Origin of the sequence: Aeromonas sp. QDB20 (genome assembly GCF_027707805.1) — a bacterium.
GTDB classification, from domain to species: domain Bacteria; phylum Pseudomonadota; class Gammaproteobacteria; order Enterobacterales; family Aeromonadaceae; genus Aeromonas; species Aeromonas dhakensis.
This window is the reverse complement of sequence record NZ_JAPCJC010000019.1, coordinates 39375-54838: the sequence shown is the minus strand read 5'-3', so window position 1 is coordinate 54838 and position 15464 is coordinate 39375. Positions and strand designations below refer to the sequence as shown.

Sequence of the window (15464 nt, the reverse complement as noted above, 5' to 3'; positions counted from 1 at the left end):
CTATTATTTAAACGAGCAGTGTTAATTTGGATAAGCATTCTCACTATCGCCGGAAACAAAAAGTTACAACCTCAAGAAGTCATTATTAACGCAAGCTGATATTATCAGGCCTTATTTTCAAACTATTTCATCGAGAATAGGGATATCCCATGACCAGAAAAACCAGAGCCGCCTTGGTCTCGGTTTGCTCCAATATCAGCCTGATTGTCATGAAGATAATTGCCGGCATACTGAGCGGTTCCGTCAGCATCATCTCCGAAGCCATCCACTCGGCCATGGATCTGGTGGCCGCCCTGATCGCGCTGGTGGCCGTGCGCAAGTCGGATATTCCACCCGACCCGCGCCACCCCTATGGCCACGACAAGATAGAGAATGTCTCCGGCGTGATCGAAGCGCTGCTGATCCTGCTGGCCGCCGGCTGGATCATCTTCGAGGCCGTCGGCAAGCTGATCACCCCCACTCCCATCGAAGGCGTCGGACTCGGCGTGCTGGTCATGCTGTTGTCGGCGCTGGTCAACAGCGGCGTCTCCGCCTATCTCTACCGGGTCGCCAAGGAGGAAGAGTCGGTGGCGCTGGCCGCCGATGCCCTGCATCTGAAGGCGGATGTGCTGACCTCGCTCGGGGTGGCTGCCGGTCTGCTCGGCATCTGGATCGCCTCTGCGCTGGGCTACAACCTCTATCTGCTGGATCCCCTCGTCGCCATCGGGGTCGCGCTCTTCATCCTCAGAGAAGCCATCGCCATGCTCAACCAGGCCTTCCAGCCCCTGCTGGATCACAGCATGAGCGAGGAGGAGCTGGCCATCACCACCCAAGTGATCGAGGAGTGTTGCCCTGAGCACGGCGGCTTCCACGACCTGCGCAGCCGTCAGGCGGGGCGTCGTCGCCATATCGACTTCCACCTGACACTGCCCAAGGAGATGAGCATCGAGCACTCCCACGCTATCTGTGACCGCATAGAGCAGGGGATCCAGCGCCATCTGCCCCACGCCATCGTGCTGATCCATGTCGAACCAACCGGTCACGCCTAGTCCAACCGGGGAAATCATCGGGAATGCCATCGACAGCACAATAAACAGCCAGGTGACGTGGTAGGGTGTTCCCTCCCCGTCATCAGGTACACGCCGTGAAAAAGCTGGAAATGAAGGATCTCACCGACGCCGAAAAGGCCGGGATCACCCTGCTGCTGCAAAAAGCACAGGCCAACGCGGACCACCCATTGACCAATGCCGAGCGCAATCGCATACGCGAGGAAGGCCGGCTCAAGGTGGTCGCCGACCGGGCGGCGGCCGCGAAAGCGGCGGCACAGCTCGCAAGGGACAAGGCCAAGGAACGGGCCGCCAATCAGGCACTGCCCGAGACATTCAGCTGGGTTGACTCCGTCAGCAATCGCTTTCGAAAGAAGCCTTGATCATGCCGTTTCAACAGAATGCAGCCAGCCCACGCCCTGTCGACGGGCTGGCTTTTTCATGATGGAAGGGGAAGGTTCTGACCCTTGACGTGACATTATCTGTCGACTCGCATGACCCTTTATCTCATTTTTTCTGCGCACAAAGGGATTCACCACAACCCGAAAAGCACCTGAAATGGATATTCATGCTATTGATATAAAAGGTAAAATCGTCCTGAAAATCCAGTCATCCGGCACAGGGTACCAACTGAGAGATAAAGTTTGCTTTAACAAAGCGTGCGTGTTCTAATCGACAGCGATAGTTCGGCAGTTCAGTCCTGATTATGTTAGGCAGTCATTTTAGTAAAGCAGTGATTAGTGCAAGTGTTATTTCGATGATGCTTGACGAATAATTCTCCTTCTTTAGTGCTTCCCCTACGTATTGCTGACGAAAAATCAAAACTTGCCATCTGATGGCATTTCAAACACTAAATTTGAGAGTAATTATTATGTCCAAAGTGACTGGTACCGTAAAATTCTTCAACTCCGAAAAAGGTTTTGGCTTCATCTCCCCGGTTGACGGCAGCAAAGACGTGTTCGTACACTTCTCCGCTATCCAGTCCAACGGTTTCAAAACCCTGGAAGAAGGTCAGCGCGTTGAGTTCACCATCGAGCAAGGCCAGAAAGGCCCGGCTGCTGCCAACGTAGTTGCCCTGTAATTCAAGTCAGGGATACCTTCACCCCGCTTCTGCCGGCTGAACGGATCCACTGCAAGAATTGAAAAAACCCGCTTCGGCGGGTTTTTTGTTGCCTCAAATTCACCCTGCCCGTCATCCCCGCCCTGCACCCATCCTTGCATACCTCCGCTTCTCTGCTGGCGAGAGGATAACCGCACAATATTAATGAGATTAATTATCATTTACACAGCCATCAGTGATCACTACAATGCCTGCCGACCGCCGGGATCACTATTCGATTGAACCTGCCTGGTCCGGGTTTCACGCGGGATGCGGCGAGACCCCCCATCGATTCACCCAAAGGATGAATGCATCTTCTTACTAAAAAAGAGTTCAGGCCAACATGATAACAATGCACCGCAACAAGCTGACCACGCTCATTCTCGCCGTCCTCGCCGCCAACGCCCATGCCGCCGAACAGGAGGTCATGGTGGTGACCGCCTCCGGCTTCCAGCAGAAGATCGAGAACACCGCCGCCTCCATCTCGGTGGTGACGCGCGAGCAACTGGAGAAACGCGCCTACCGTGACGTGACCGACGCCCTGAAGGACGTGCCGGGGGTGGTGATCACCGGCGGCGGCAGCAGCAGTGACATCAGCATTCGCGGCATGAGCTCCAAGTACACACTGATGCTGGTCGACGGCAAGCGGGTCGACAGTCGCGGCACCCGTCCCAACAGCGACGGTCCCGGCATCGAGCAGGGCTGGCTGCCGCCACTGCAGGCCATCGAGCGGATCGAGGTGGTGCGCGGCCCCATGTCCTCCCGTTACGGCTCTGACGCCATGGGCGGGGTCATCAACATCATCACCCGCAAGACCGCCAGCATGACGGCCTGGCAAGGTTCGGTGCAGGCCGACTCCACCTTCCAGGAGAACAAGGACTCCGGCAACATCTTCCAGAGCAACGCCTACACCGCTGGCGCCCTGGTGGATGGTCTGCTGGGGGTGCGAGTGAACGGTCTGCTCTCCCACCGCGGCGAGGATCAGTTCCAGAACGGGTTCGCCGAACAGGAGATGCGCAGCGGCACTGTGGTGTTCAGCCTGACGCCGGACGAGCACAACCGCTTTGACTTCGAGGCCAGCCGCGGTCTGCAGGATCGCAACCGCACACCGGGCGACTCTCTGGCAGCCAAGGCCAAGCCCAGCCTGAACACCTACGGGCGCACCAACTACGCCATCACCCACGACGGCCGTTATGACTTCGGCTCTTCCACCAGCTACCTACAGCGGGAAGAGAACACCAACCCCGGCCGTCAGATGAAGCTCATCAACACCATCGCCGACACCCATACCCAGTTCGAACTGGGGGCTCACTACCTGAGCGTGGGCGGTCAATACCGTCACGAGGATCTGCAGGATGAGGGCAACCAGCTCAACGTGGCCAACCGTGCCAATCAGCTGACCCGCTGGAGCTGGGCCCTGTTCGTGGAAGACGAGTGGTCGCTGACCGACAGCTTCGCCCTCACCGGCGGCGTGCGGATGGACCGTGACCAGAACTACGGCACCCACTGGAGCCCACGTCTGTACGGGGTCTGGCACCCGGCCGAATTCTGGACCCTGAAGGGTGGCGTCTCCACCGGCTACCGCTCACCGGATCTGCGCATGTCGGCCGCCAACTGGGGCCAGGCCACCGGCGGCGGCACCCAGGACGGCATGCTGGTCGGCAACCCGCAGCTCAAACCGGAAACCAGTGTGAGCCAGGAGATCGCCCTGCTGTGGGATGGTCAGGAGGGGCTGAGCACAGGGCTGACCCTGTTCAATACCGACTTCGAGGACAAGATCTCCGAGATCCGCCGCTGCACCAGCAAGAATGACCCCTCCTGCACCCTGAACGGTCACACCTATGACTTCATCAGCGACCGCATCAACGTCGACAAGGCGAACATGCGCGGGGTGGAAGGCACGGCCAACTGGGCCATCAACGAAAAGTGGTCGCTGGCCTCCAGCTACACCTTCACCCAGTCCGAGCAGAAGAGCGGTCCGAACGAGGGCAAGGCGCTTAACCAGATGCCGCGCCACATGTTCAACACCACGGTCGACTGGAAGAGTACCGATGACGTCAGCCTCTGGTCACGGGTCAACTTCCGCAGCAAGACCTCGGACTACCTGAGCCGGGTCAGAATGGCCGACGGCACCCCTTCCTACACCTTCTTCGACACGGGTCTGGTCTACAAGGCCAACGAACATCTGAACGTCACCGCAGGCGTCTACAACCTGTTCGACAAGACGGTGGACTACAGCAGCTTCGGCACAGTGCTGGATGGTCGCCGCTACACCCTGGGCATGACCTACAACTTCTGATGACTCACCGCCGCCCACCCTGGGCGGCGGTTCTTTATTGCCCCGCCTCGTCTGCCCCCTCTTTCACATAGCTTGCCGCCTGCCAGGTGTTGCGCCCCAGCGACTTGGCGCCATACATCAGCTGATCCGCCTGCAGCAGCACTCGTCGGCCCTCTGCCCTCACCTCGGCCGGCACCCACACCGCCCCCGTGCTGATGGAGATGCCAAGCTCCCCGGCGCTGGTCGACAGCTTGCGGCCATTGACCTCCCGCCCGATCCGCTCGGCCCACTGCTGCAGCGTTGCCATGTCGACCACCAGCAGACTGATGCAGAACTCCTCGCCGCCGATGCGGGCGAACAGGGCGCTGGCGGGCAACACCCGCTGCACGCGCTCCACCATGGCCGACAGTACCTCGTCGCCGACCCCGTGCCCGAAGTGATCGTTGATCCCCTTGAAGCGATCGAGATCGAACAGCAGCAGGGCACACGGCTCGCCGCTGGCCAGTCGTTGCTCCAGCAGCGGCAAGAAGGCGCGCCGATTGAGGATGCCGGTCATGGAGTCGGTGCTGGCGAGGCGCTCCAGCCTGGCGTTGGCCTGGATAAGCTCGGCGGTACGGCTCGCCACCGCCCGCCGCAGCTGGATGATGTAGGCCATCAGCACCAGGCCGCCGACGGCCAGCAGCCAGGGCCAGAGATGAGCCGGGTAGACGGTCTCGATATGCATCCACTTGCGGATGATCCGCTCCCGATCCGCCTCGCCGATGCGGGCGAAACCCTGCTCCAGCTCCTGCAGCAGCGCCTGATTGCCCTTGGCGACGGCAAAGCGGACGTCATCGCTGTAGAGGTGGCGCACCGGGATGAAGCGGGTGGGATCCGCCGCGGTGTAGATGTAGAAGTTGGCCACCTGCAGGTCAGCGATGAAGGCTTCCAGTTCGCCGTTCAAGGCAGCCCGCAGCATGGCGTCGTTGTCATCGAAGGTGCGCAGCCGGGTGCGCGGGAAGTTCTTGCGGGCGTAGTACTCCTCGAACCCTCCCGCCACCACCCCAACGCTCTCGTGCAGCAGGTAGTAGTTCACGTCCGAACCGCGCAGGGAGTTGGCGAAGAAGAGCTGGGCGTCGAGGTGGGAGAGGGCCTGGCCATAGTCGTAGACCATATTGCGCTCCGGCGACCAGAGCAGGCCACCATGGACATCGGCCTGGCCGTTGCGAACCAGATCCAGCGAGCTCTGCCAGTCCACCAGCTTGAACTGGATGGGGCGACCGGTGACGCGGCCATACTCGCGCCACAGATCGATCAACAGGCCATCGGGCTGACCCGCTTCATTGAGATAGGAGAAGGGCTGCCAGGCCTTGGAGTTGGCCACGATGAGCGGTTTGGGCGCTGTGTTCGCCCATGCCGGCAATACCAGCGCACAGAGCAGCAGCAACCACCCGTATCCGACTCGCCACCTGACTCCCGACTCACCTGCCATCCCTGTACCGACCCTGCTGTTTGGCCGTCTGCGCGGCCATCGATTATCACCATCTTCAGCATAGGAGAACAAGCATGAGCGAGTATGAAACGAGCGTGATGCCGGCCGGACCAGTGCAAGACCAAAGACGAACAGGGCGCCCGCTGGCGCCCTTTCCATCGACTCGTTCGCCCCTCACAGCGGCAGGCTGATGCGAGCCTCCAGCCCGCCCTGCTCCCGGTTGTGCAGGGTCAGCTCGCCCCCGTGCTGGTGCACCAGGGTGCGGGCGATGGAGAGCCCCAGCCCCACGCTGCCGGATTCGGTGTTGCGGGCCTCGTCGAGACGCACGAACGGCTTGAACACATCCTCCAGCCGGGCCGGATCGATGCCGGGCCCCTGATCGCAGACCCGGATCACCAGCTCGCTGTCGGTGCGTTCCAGCGACACCTCAGCACTGCCGGCGTACTTGATGGCGTTGCCGATGAGGTTTTGCAGCACCCGGCGCAGGGTGTTGGCGCGGCAGGCGTAGACCTGCTTGCCCTCTGCCAGGCAGGTAACCGGCTGACCTGTGTCGGCATAGTCGTCGCACAGGCTCTCCAGCAGGCTGACCAGGTCCAGCTCCCGGGTCGCCTCCTGCTGCCCCTCCTCCCGGGCGAAGCTGAGGGTGGCCGCCAGCATCTGCTCCATCTGTTGCAGGGTCTGCTGGATCCGCTCCTTGTCCTCTCCCTCGTCCAGGAATTCGGTGCGCAGCCGCAGGCTGGTGATGGGGGTACGCAGATCGTGGGAGATGGCCGCCAGCATGCGGGTACGGTCCTGCACGAAGCGATCGAGCCGGGTGTGCATGCGGTTGAAGGCCTGGATGGACTCGCGCACCTCGGTCGGCCCCTCTTCCCGCAGCGGCTCTATGTCCTCGCCGCGGCCGAGCCGGTCCGCGTTGGCGGCCAGCTGCTTGAGCGGCCGGGTGGCACGACGGAACAGCCAGATCATCATGCCGATCACCAGGCTCGCCACCAGCATCAGGTTGAAGGTGGTCTGCCAGGACCAGCTGGCCGACTCCTTGTCCACCAGCGAGCTGAACTGCAGCCAGCCGCCGCGCGGCAGCTGGATGGAGCCATACAGCCGCATGTCCTGCGGTGGCGGCACCCCCTTGCGGTCCTTCATCATCCGGTTGTGGTGCTGCCAGGCCCGGCTGCGCTGGGCATCCTGCTTGAGCTCGGCGCTGATCTCCACCATCAGGGTCGAGGGGTAACCCAACCGGGAGCGCACCAGCTGCTCGAAGCGGGGACTGCGGTTGTCCGGCTGCAGCGGCTCGTCGGCGATGCGCAGCAGCAGGGTCTCGCTGCGGCTCGCCTTGAGGATCTCGTCATAGAGGGAGGGGGGCGAGAGGGCCAGCAGCCGCACCACCGAGACGATGCGCTGCATGGCGTTGCGGCTGTTGACGTAGCCGAGCGCCTCCTCCCGATCCGTGCGATAGATCTGGATGCTGAGCAGCTGGATCAGCACCAGCCCGGCCAGCGCCACCAGGATGATCTGGCCGGTCAGCCCCTTGGGCCACAGCTTCGACCAGCCGCGTCTTAACATCCCCACCGCCTTATACCTGAGTCACATCGGCGGCGAACAGGTAACCGCCGCCCCAGATGGTCTTGATAAGCTCCGGATTCTTGGGATCCCGCTCCAGCTTGCGCCGCAGCCGGCTCACCAAGGTGTCGATGGCACGGTCGAACGCCACCGCCTCGCGGCCACGGGCCAGATCCAGCAGCTGATCCCGGCTCAGCACCCGCTGCGGGCGCTCCAGAAAGACCCGCAGCAAGTCGAATTCGGCGGTGGAGAGGCTCAGCCCCACCCCTTCCTCATCCACCAGCTCGCGCCGGTTGATGTCGAGCAGCCAGCGATCGAAGCGCAGATCCCGGGTCAAGGCCTCGGCCACCGGCTGCGGCTCGACCTGGGTGCGGCGCATCACCGCTTTGATGCGGGCCAGCAGCTCGCGCGGATTGAACGGCTTGGCGAGGTAGTCATCGGCCCCCATCTCCAGCCCTATGATGCGATCGGTCTCCTCCCCCATGGCGGTAAGCATGATGATGGGCAGGCTGGACTTGGCCCGCAGCTCGCGGCAGAGGGTCAGGCCATCCTCCCCCGGCATCATCAGATCCAGCACCAGCAGATCGAACTCCCGCTCCTCCAGCAACCGCTTCATCTCCTTGCCATCGCGGGCACAGCTGACCCGCAGGCCGTGCTGTTCCAGAAAGCGCTTCAGCAGATCGCGGATCTCGCTGTGATCGTCGACCACCAGAATGTGGGTGCTGTTTTGATTCATGGGGACCTCCTGTTAGAGCTGGCACGAGTATACGAAAATCCGCCGGGCGGTTTGTGTCAAAGTGTGCCAGATCAGCAAGATGCCACACTCTGCTACAAAAAAGCGGCCGCTCGGCAAAGTTGAGACACAGACCGGCTGTTTACTGTGACCACCCCATCGGTTGCAGGAGCAGACAGGCCATGCTGGCCCTCACCACCCCCTTGCTGCTGGCCTTTGCCGCCAGCGAAGCCCTTGCCAGACAGGCAAGGCGCACATCCGGCCAGACCGACCCGGTGCAAGCCGGCGCCGTCGACGCGGCAGCAGACGATACCGGCGTGCCCGCCGACCAGGCGACCGAGCCCCCTTCGTCATGATGCGCCCCCTCCGGTGCGCACCCTGACCTTCCCGCCGCCCCTGCGGCATCTCATCAAGGAGAATCGACTCATGATCAACAAGACCATGGCCCTGTTCATGCTGGCCGGACTGGCCCACACCGGGCTGGCCCAGGCCGCCCTGCCGGCCGACGTCAGCGTTGCCCCCGGCCTGCTGTTCGTCAACTGGCACGACACCGCCAGCAGCGGCGATGCCCATCCGACCCTGGAGGTCCACAATGCCGCCGGCGATCTGATCAAGCGGGTCCCCGCCCGGCTGAACGGCATGCAGCAGGTACGCCTGCCGATGCGGGCCCAGGGTGACCTGACCCTCAGCCTGGATGGTGAGAGCAGCAGCTATCGGATGCCCTACAGCGTCGGTAGCGGTCGCCAGCGCTAAGCCCGCCCATCCGGAAAAATACCCCGCCAGCGACCAACGCTGACGGGGTATTTTTATTGCCCGCCCAGCATGGGCCCGGTCAATGCCCGGTACAGGGTCATGGTGTCACACTCTGCTACAAAATAGGCTTCAACTGGCAAAGTTCAGACACCTGTCTGGTGTGTAATCAGGGTCAAGGCGAGCAAGCCGACCCCGAACTCAATCCGCAAGGAGATAGACCATGAAAAAACTGACCAAGACTCTGCTGACCGCCACCCTGATCCTTGGCCTGCCGCTTGGCGCCTATGCCGCCAGCGAAGCCGTCAGCACTGCCCAGCCCGGCATGATGACCGACTGCCCGATGGACGGCAGCGGCATGATGGGCGGCAAGCACCATGGCGGCCGCCACGACAAGATGGCCCGCATGCAGAACATGACCCCGGAGCAAATCCAGGCGAACCTGCAGCAGCGTTACGACAAGCTCGAAGATCCGGCCAAGAAGGCCGAGTTCGTGAAAAACCTCAATCTGCGTGCCGACGGCATGACCAAGCACGCCGAAGCGATGAAGCAGTTCGCCGAAGCGCACCAGTAATTCGAAAGCAGCAAAAAGGGGCCCGCGGGCCCCTTTTTTCATGCACGTCGTTCAGACTCAGGCCTTGGTCTTGTCGGCCAGGTTCAGGGTCTTGACGGTTTCGCCTTCAAACTTGATGAGCACGGTTTTCTGGGCCACTTCGGACTCCTTGAACAGGCTCTTGGAGGTCTCAGCCAGCATGGGGGAGACCTTGTTCAGGGCGCCCAGATCATAGGTCCACACTTCCAGACCGGCTTCGGTCTTGGTGCTGGCCGGTGCGCCCAGCTTCTCTTTGATGGCCTGCTTGTTGGAGCCGCCTTCCTTGATGTCCAGCGCCTTCTTGATCGCCTCGTTGGAGGCGCTGTCCATGGCGGTGCCGGCCATCTCTTTGGCAGTGCTGGTTACGCTGCTGGTCACTGTGTCGGTCAGGGAGTCCATCAGGCCGGCGTTGGCCATCAGGGGCAGTGCAGTCAGGGCAACCAGGATGCTCTTTTTCATCGTTTCATGTCTCACGGGGATTAAAGAGCGCGCATCAGACCAGCGTACCCGTACGGAGTCAAGATGAGGCTGCGGTCAAGACGCATTCGGGGGGGAGGATTAGCACCATTCGGCAGCCGGCGGCCTGGCGGGGCGGCCGGCTACTGGCAGATCTGGTTTTTGCCCGTCTGCTTGGCCTGATAGAGGGCCCGATCCATTCTGACCATCAGCTGACCCATGCTCTCGTCCGGCCGGTACTCGGCCAGCCCGAAGCTCATGGTGATGGGGAAGTGCTCGCACACCGGCGTCGCCATCAGCAACTGCCGCAGCTTGTCGGCCACCCGCCAGCCATCGGCCAGGCCGGTATTGGGCAGCACCACCATGAACTCGTCCCCGCCCCAGCGGGCAATCAGGTCTATTTCGCGAATGTGGCTGCGCACCAGCGCCACTATGCTGATCAGGGTCTGATCCCCCGCCTGGTGGCCGTGGCTGTCGTTGATCTGCTTGAAGTCGTCCACGTCCATGGCGATGACGGAGAAGGGTTGCTGAAAACGCTTGGCCCGCTCGCACTCCTGCCGAATGGTGCGCTCCAGCCGGTAGCGACTGGCGGCACCGGTCAGGGCGTCGGTCTCCGCCAGCTGGCGATTCTCCTCCGCCTTCTGCTGCAGCGCCTCGTTGAGCCGCACCAGCTCGGCGGTGCGCAAGGCGATCTGCTGCTCCAGGGTGTGGTTGCGCCGCTCCAGCTGCTCCAGCAGCAGTTTCTGGGCGTGGATGTTGCGGTGGGCGCCGATCATCCGGGCCACTGACCCGTCCGGGTTGCGGGCTATGATGCGGCCGCAATCCTCGATCCAGATGTAGTCGCCGCTGCGGCTGCGGCAGCGGTACTCGACCCGGTAGTCGGGGGCGGCGCCGCTCAGGTAGGCGTCGAAGCAGGCCATCACCTGCTCCATGTCGTCGGGATGGATCACACTCTCCCAGGTGAAGACAGTGTTGCCGAGGGTGTGGGGCTCGTAGCCCAGCATCCGGTACCAGCCGGGATTGCGATAGACGAACCCGGTGTTGGCGTTCCAGTCCCAGATGCCGTCGCTCACCACCGCCAGGATGCCGTGCACCACGGCTTCGCTGACGTCCGAGATCCTGATCGTGTCACTGTCTTGCAGCATAGAGACCATCCTTGCCCTCTCACCCCCAACTGCGGGAAATGCAATCTGATTGAAGAAAAACGACTATGGGGAGACGACTCCCATGAAACCCAACTCTGTCGCGGCCAGCCGGCTCATGGCCCGTCTCCGGTTATCGGCCGCAATCAGGTTCGTCTGAACAACAGTAGCAACCAGTGTGACTCAATACACTAGCCTTTTCCGGTTTTAAAGGCGGGATGATGCCGGTGGCGATAGTGGCTGGGCGCCAGGCCGTGCTGGCGTTTGAAGGCGGTGGAGAAGTGGTACTCGTTGCGAAAGCCACACTGCTCGGCCAGCAGCTTTACCGAATCGGCCCGGCTGGCCAGCAACAGCGCCGCCCGCTGCAAGCGCAGCCGTTGCAGCAGCGCCATGGGTGCCAGCGCGAAGTGCTGCTGGCAGAGCCGGTAGAGTTGACGTTCGGAGAGATGCAGGGCGCCAGCCATGCGCGCTATGTCCCAGGGCTCGGCCAGCGCCTCCTTGAGCAGCAGCTCGAGGCGCAGCGCCAGCCGCTCGCCGCGCCGCTGCCCCTCCCCCTTCTGCAACAGACGGCGCAGATAGAAGCCGAGCTGCTCCACCAGCAGGGCGCTGAGCAGCGGGTCCTGATGGCGCTCCTGCTCCGCATAGAGGTTCTCGACGGTGCGCAGCAGGGTGGCCTGCTGAGAGGTGCAACCCAGCCGGGATTGGCTGGCGAAGGCATCCCAGGGGGAGTCCTTGTGCAGCAGCAGCCACACCAGCTCCCACTCACTCGGCTGCTGGCTCAACGGCTCGCTCGGCTGTTCACTAAGCTGCTCTCTCAACTGCTCACTAAGCTGGTAGCAGAGCGGCTCCCCAGCAGGGAGCAGCGCCCACTCCCCGACCTGCAGCCGCGCCATGCGATCGCCCACCTGCACCTCCCCCTCGCCCCCCAAGGTCAGCAAGAAGCAGTGCATATCGGCAAAGCGGCGCGCGATGCGGTAGCGGGTCTTGAGGCGGGAATAGCCCGCCAGCCACACCTGCTCCTGCGCGAGGGCCGGCAGCAGGCTGTCACAGCAGATCTGCTCGCGGCAGTCGGGGGAGACATCGATAAGCTCGGTGTTGGCAGTTTCAGACATCATCAGGACGGACTCAGCCATGTCGAAGGGGCAGGCCCCAGCATAGCATTAAGGGCATCAAGTCACAGGAGATCAGCCATGCATATCCATCACGTCGCCATCTGGGCGCAGGATCTGGAGGCGCTCACAACATTCTACTGCACCCTGTTTGGCGGGCAGGCCAATGAGCGCTACCACAATCAAGCCAAACAATTCAGCTCCTACTTCGTGCGCTTCGAGGGGGGCGCCAGCCTGGAGCTGATGCACACCCCCATACTATTTCCGGCGGATCTCAGTCTGCCGCACCCGCTGCAGGGGCTGGCCCACCTCGCCTTCTCCCTCGGCAGCGTGGAGGCGGTGGACAAGATGACCGCCCGCCTCAAGCTGCTCAAGGGCGCCGAGGTGAAACACCTGGACGGCCCCCGCTGGACCGGCGACGGCTATTACGAGAGTACCTTCCTCGACCCGGAAGGCAACCGGTTGGAGTTGACCCTTTAATCCCTGAATGCTCCCCTCACCCTGCCCTCTCCCAACGGGAGAGGGGGGGGTAAAGCAGCATCGAAGATATGATCGCCAGCCATGTTGATTCGGTTGATGGCAAAAATAGCCAACCAAGTAGGTTCGATTAGCGAAGCGTAATCGGACAGCGTATTTGCTCCCTTCTCCCCTTGCGGGAGAAGGGTCGGGGATGAGGGGAAGGCAAAAGAGATTTAACAGTAAACGTTGGGCTTCGTTCAGCCACCACCTTCGCAACAGATTGATGCGGGTCTCGTGAAGAAATATATACGGGACTACCAATCGCCAGATCATATCACCTGAGGCGCCATACATATCTCAGACAGGGTGACACCAGCGCCACTCAATATCATATTCAGAAAAATAAATATTAATTTGGCACGCGGTACCAAAAACAGCGTCTCAATATTTAATCCTGTCTCTGGCATGGTGCTGCTTTTGATTGTCATCATCGTGTAGCCCCATATCGTGTCGCAACCAGTCTGGCATATTCTCCTGCTTGAATGTGCGGGCCTTGTCGGCCCTTCTGGTCAATATTTTCATGATCGCTTCGATCAGATTGCTTCCTGCCGTTTCCATGATAACCTCGCCTTGATTTCGCCGTTTGATTGGACGTCGAGTGTTATTAATCCGGGCCAGGAAGGCCAACGATGAAAGCTAACCAGACACATAAGCGCAAGTTATACATCGCCCAGATCGGTGCCCTGCACACCTTCGAGGCGGCGGCCCGCCACGGCAGCTATTCCCGCGCCGCCGAGGAGCTGTTCATCACCCAGGCGGCGGTCAGCCAGCAGATCCGGGGACTGGAGCAGAGTCTGGGGGTCAAGCTGTTTGTCCGCGAGGGGCGCAACATGCGCCTGACCGAGCGGGGTGCACGCCTGCTCCCCTGGGTCAGCCAGGGCATGGCGGCATTCGAGCAGGGCATGGCCGCCCTCGAGTGTGAACCGCTGGCAGGGGTGCTGAACGTCACCGTCATCCCCTCCTTCGCCAGCCGCTGGCTGATGCCGAGGCTCTGGCGCTTCGTCGAACGCCACCCCGAGGTCGAAGTGCGCCTCAACGCCAATCCCCAGGTGCAACCCATAGGCCGGGGTGGCATGGATCTGGCGATCCGCTACTGCAACCGGGTCAACCCCGAGCTGAGCTCCTGCCTGCTGATCCGGGAGTGCGTCTTTCCGGTCTGCTCGCCGGCCCTGGCCGAGCGGCTGCAGCGTATCGAGGATCTCTACGATACCGTCATCGTCTCCGGGCCCGACTACGCCGGAGTCTCGTGGGAAAAGTGGCTGCAGGAGTCGGGCTATCGGCTCGACCTGAGCCGGATCAAGCGCTTCGAGGTCAACAACAACAGCCTGGCGATCGACATGGTGCTCTCCGGCAAGGGGGTCGCCCTGAGCCGCAACGTGCTGGCGGGGGATCTGATCGCCAGCGGCCTGCTGACCCGCCTCTTCACCAAGAGCTACAACCCCGACAACGACTACCACCTGGTCTGGGATCCCGACTCTCCCAGACTGACCCGGATCCGCTGCTTTACCGACTGGCTCAAGGAGGAGGTCGCCCAGGGCCCCGGCTGCCAGCCGGATATGCAGGCCGAACCATAAGCCAGAGGCGGTTGGGGGGTGTGGATATTCGACACTCGAATATCTGGTCTGTCGAAATCCCGGCTAAAGGAGCCTCCAATTAGATGCTCATCAGGTTACGCGACCATCCGGTTACGCGATTTTCCGATTACGCTTCGCTAATCGAACCTACAAATGCCGGATAATCCCGTGGTGCGAAAGATATAAAAAGATGCCCAACCTCCCTTCTCCCGTTTATTAAAAAAGGAGGAGAAGGGTTGGGGATGAGGGACCGGAAAAAGAGATTACACGGTAAACGTTGGGCTTCGCTACGCTCAGCCACAACCTACATAATCGGTAGGTTGGTGCTGAGCCTGCGAATCCCAACATACGAGAGAAGCTACAAGCCATGAAAAAATCAGAATGGAATATCACCATCCCATAAATAAAATTTATTTCTAACATCGGATATTTCATTTCTAATTTTTTCTATCTCATCAAATCTTTTATCGCTTACAATTTTATTTTCCAGTGAATTCAATGCCTTGTCTAGATTGGCAACAACTCTCCCAATATAATCTCTTTGTTCTGAATCTTGCGCTGACAATCGTTGATTGGTATGTTCCAGTTGTGCAACAGAAAGACTTAACTTATTATTATCAGCGCGAAACTCTTTCGATTTAAGTTCGAAATCAGAAAGCAATTTCGCATACTTATCCTTAAGATTTATTATTTCACGAATGAGCTCTAATTTTTGACCTGCCCATAACTCTAATTCTTTTTCTTTTAACTTAACAACATATTTATCAGTTGACTCAATTTTTGCACACACGGTCTCCTTTCTTCTAACAAAGGCGTCTTTCTGCGCTCTATTGCTATTTTCATCTCTAATTTTATCAATGCAATTATCATGTATAAAGCTGTAGATCGTATTTAAAACTGGAAGTATTACCAAATATCCGACAGATACTAGAAATGGGATTAACAGATCATCTGTAACCCCCCAGCTTTTGTTCTTTATAATGTCAAGCTTCCCTTGGTTACTTTCCAATATAAACCTAGCCACTCCATTTATATTCAAAAACATCCAAGACAAGACGAACGCGCCGATAATAGGATTGTTTAGTCTAGATGTTGCATTATCTTTCAATGACTTAAGTAAATCCTTCATCAATCACCTCTAATCAGAATCGATTCATGA

17 protein-coding genes are annotated in these 15464 nt (G+C 60.1%); 9 read left to right on the top strand and 8 right to left on the bottom strand.

Annotated elements, in window-relative coordinates:
- The first annotated feature begins 149 nt into the window (after positions 1 to 149).
- The 4 genes from PG897_RS18055 (at position 150) to PG897_RS18040 (ending at position 4423) form a co-directional block, all read left to right on the top strand.
- The gene (locus PG897_RS18055; RefSeq protein ID WP_010635891.1) at positions 150 to 1028 is read left to right on the top strand and encodes a cation diffusion facilitator family transporter; all 879 of its coding nucleotides are present in this window, start codon (positions 150 to 152) and stop codon (positions 1026 to 1028) included.
- 95 nt (positions 1029 to 1123) lie between these two features.
- Positions 1124 to 1408: a DUF3811 domain-containing protein gene (locus PG897_RS18050; RefSeq protein WP_043171872.1), complete on the top strand. Its 285-nt coding sequence runs from the start codon at positions 1124 to 1126 to the stop codon at positions 1406 to 1408.
- A 488-nt stretch (positions 1409 to 1896) separates the two neighbouring features.
- Complete coding sequence (cspE, locus tag PG897_RS18045) at positions 1897 to 2106, top strand: transcription antiterminator/RNA stability regulator CspE (protein ID WP_005306081.1); 210 nt, start codon at positions 1897 to 1899, stop codon at positions 2104 to 2106.
- Between the two features lie 370 nt (positions 2107 to 2476).
- On the top strand, positions 2477 to 4423 hold the full coding sequence (locus tag PG897_RS18040) for a ligand-gated channel protein (protein ID WP_043171869.1): 1947 nt from the start codon (positions 2477 to 2479) through the stop codon (positions 4421 to 4423).
- Positions 4424 to 4457: 34 nt separating this feature from the next.
- Here PG897_RS18040 and PG897_RS18035 read toward each other — a convergent pair whose 3' ends face one another.
- The 3 genes from PG897_RS18035 to PG897_RS18025 form a co-directional block, all read right to left on the bottom strand.
- Positions 4458 to 5945, bottom strand: a complete 1488-nt coding sequence (locus PG897_RS18035) for a transporter substrate-binding domain-containing diguanylate cyclase (RefSeq protein WP_201885372.1) — start codon at positions 5943 to 5945, stop codon at positions 4458 to 4460.
- A 102-nt stretch (positions 5946 to 6047) separates the two neighbouring features.
- Positions 6048 to 7433 (bottom strand): ATP-binding protein, encoded by a 1386-nt coding sequence (locus PG897_RS18030; protein ID WP_005306091.1) that lies wholly within the window; start codon positions 7431 to 7433, stop codon positions 6048 to 6050.
- A 10-nt stretch (positions 7434 to 7443) separates the two neighbouring features.
- On the bottom strand, positions 7444 to 8166 hold the full coding sequence (locus PG897_RS18025; RefSeq protein WP_005306095.1) for a response regulator: 723 nt from the start codon (positions 8164 to 8166) through the stop codon (positions 7444 to 7446).
- A gap of 179 nt (positions 8167 to 8345) precedes the next feature.
- Here PG897_RS18025 and PG897_RS18020 point away from each other — a divergent pair, with 179 nt between their 5' ends.
- From PG897_RS18020 to PG897_RS18010, 3 genes are all read left to right on the top strand, one after another.
- A complete protein-coding gene (locus PG897_RS18020; protein ID WP_005306098.1) occupies positions 8346 to 8519 on the top strand; it encodes a hypothetical protein in 174 nt (57 codons plus the stop codon).
- 70 nt (positions 8520 to 8589) lie between these two features.
- A complete protein-coding gene (locus PG897_RS18015) occupies positions 8590 to 8916 on the top strand; it encodes a hypothetical protein (protein WP_005306102.1) in 327 nt (108 codons plus the stop codon).
- Between the two features lie 220 nt (positions 8917 to 9136).
- Positions 9137 to 9487: a hypothetical protein gene (locus tag PG897_RS18010; RefSeq protein ID WP_201885373.1), complete on the top strand. Its 351-nt coding sequence runs from the start codon at positions 9137 to 9139 to the stop codon at positions 9485 to 9487.
- A gap of 57 nt (positions 9488 to 9544) precedes the next feature.
- On the opposite strand, the gene PG897_RS18005 is transcribed toward PG897_RS18010, so the two are convergent.
- From PG897_RS18005 to PG897_RS17995, 3 genes are all read right to left on the bottom strand, one after another.
- Positions 9545 to 9964 (bottom strand): hypothetical protein, encoded by a 420-nt coding sequence (locus PG897_RS18005; protein ID WP_005306108.1) that lies wholly within the window; start codon positions 9962 to 9964, stop codon positions 9545 to 9547.
- 140 nt (positions 9965 to 10104) lie between these two features.
- Positions 10105 to 11106, bottom strand: a complete 1002-nt coding sequence (locus PG897_RS18000) for a sensor domain-containing diguanylate cyclase (RefSeq protein ID WP_117405796.1) — start codon at positions 11104 to 11106, stop codon at positions 10105 to 10107.
- A gap of 188 nt (positions 11107 to 11294) precedes the next feature.
- Entirely contained in the window at positions 11295 to 12218 is a 924-nt protein-coding gene (locus PG897_RS17995; protein ID WP_201885374.1) for a helix-turn-helix transcriptional regulator, read from the bottom strand.
- Positions 12219 to 12293: 75 nt separating this feature from the next.
- Here PG897_RS17995 and PG897_RS17990 point away from each other — a divergent pair, with 75 nt between their 5' ends.
- Positions 12294 to 12692: a VOC family protein gene (locus PG897_RS17990; protein WP_201882964.1), complete on the top strand. Its 399-nt coding sequence runs from the start codon at positions 12294 to 12296 to the stop codon at positions 12690 to 12692.
- 420 nt (positions 12693 to 13112) lie between these two features.
- Here the strand turns inward: PG897_RS17990 and PG897_RS17985 are convergent, their stop codons facing one another.
- A complete protein-coding gene (locus tag PG897_RS17985; RefSeq protein WP_201882965.1) occupies positions 13113 to 13289 on the bottom strand; it encodes a hypothetical protein in 177 nt (58 codons plus the stop codon).
- A gap of 71 nt (positions 13290 to 13360) precedes the next feature.
- Here PG897_RS17985 and PG897_RS17980 point away from each other — a divergent pair, with 71 nt between their 5' ends.
- Positions 13361 to 14305: a LysR substrate-binding domain-containing protein gene (locus PG897_RS17980; RefSeq protein WP_201885375.1), complete on the top strand. Its 945-nt coding sequence runs from the start codon at positions 13361 to 13363 to the stop codon at positions 14303 to 14305.
- A 376-nt stretch (positions 14306 to 14681) separates the two neighbouring features.
- Here PG897_RS17980 and PG897_RS17975 read toward each other — a convergent pair whose 3' ends face one another.
- Positions 14682 to 15434: a hypothetical protein gene (locus PG897_RS17975; protein ID WP_201885376.1), complete on the bottom strand. Its 753-nt coding sequence runs from the start codon at positions 15432 to 15434 to the stop codon at positions 14682 to 14684.
- Positions 15435 to 15464: the final 30 nt, after the last annotated feature.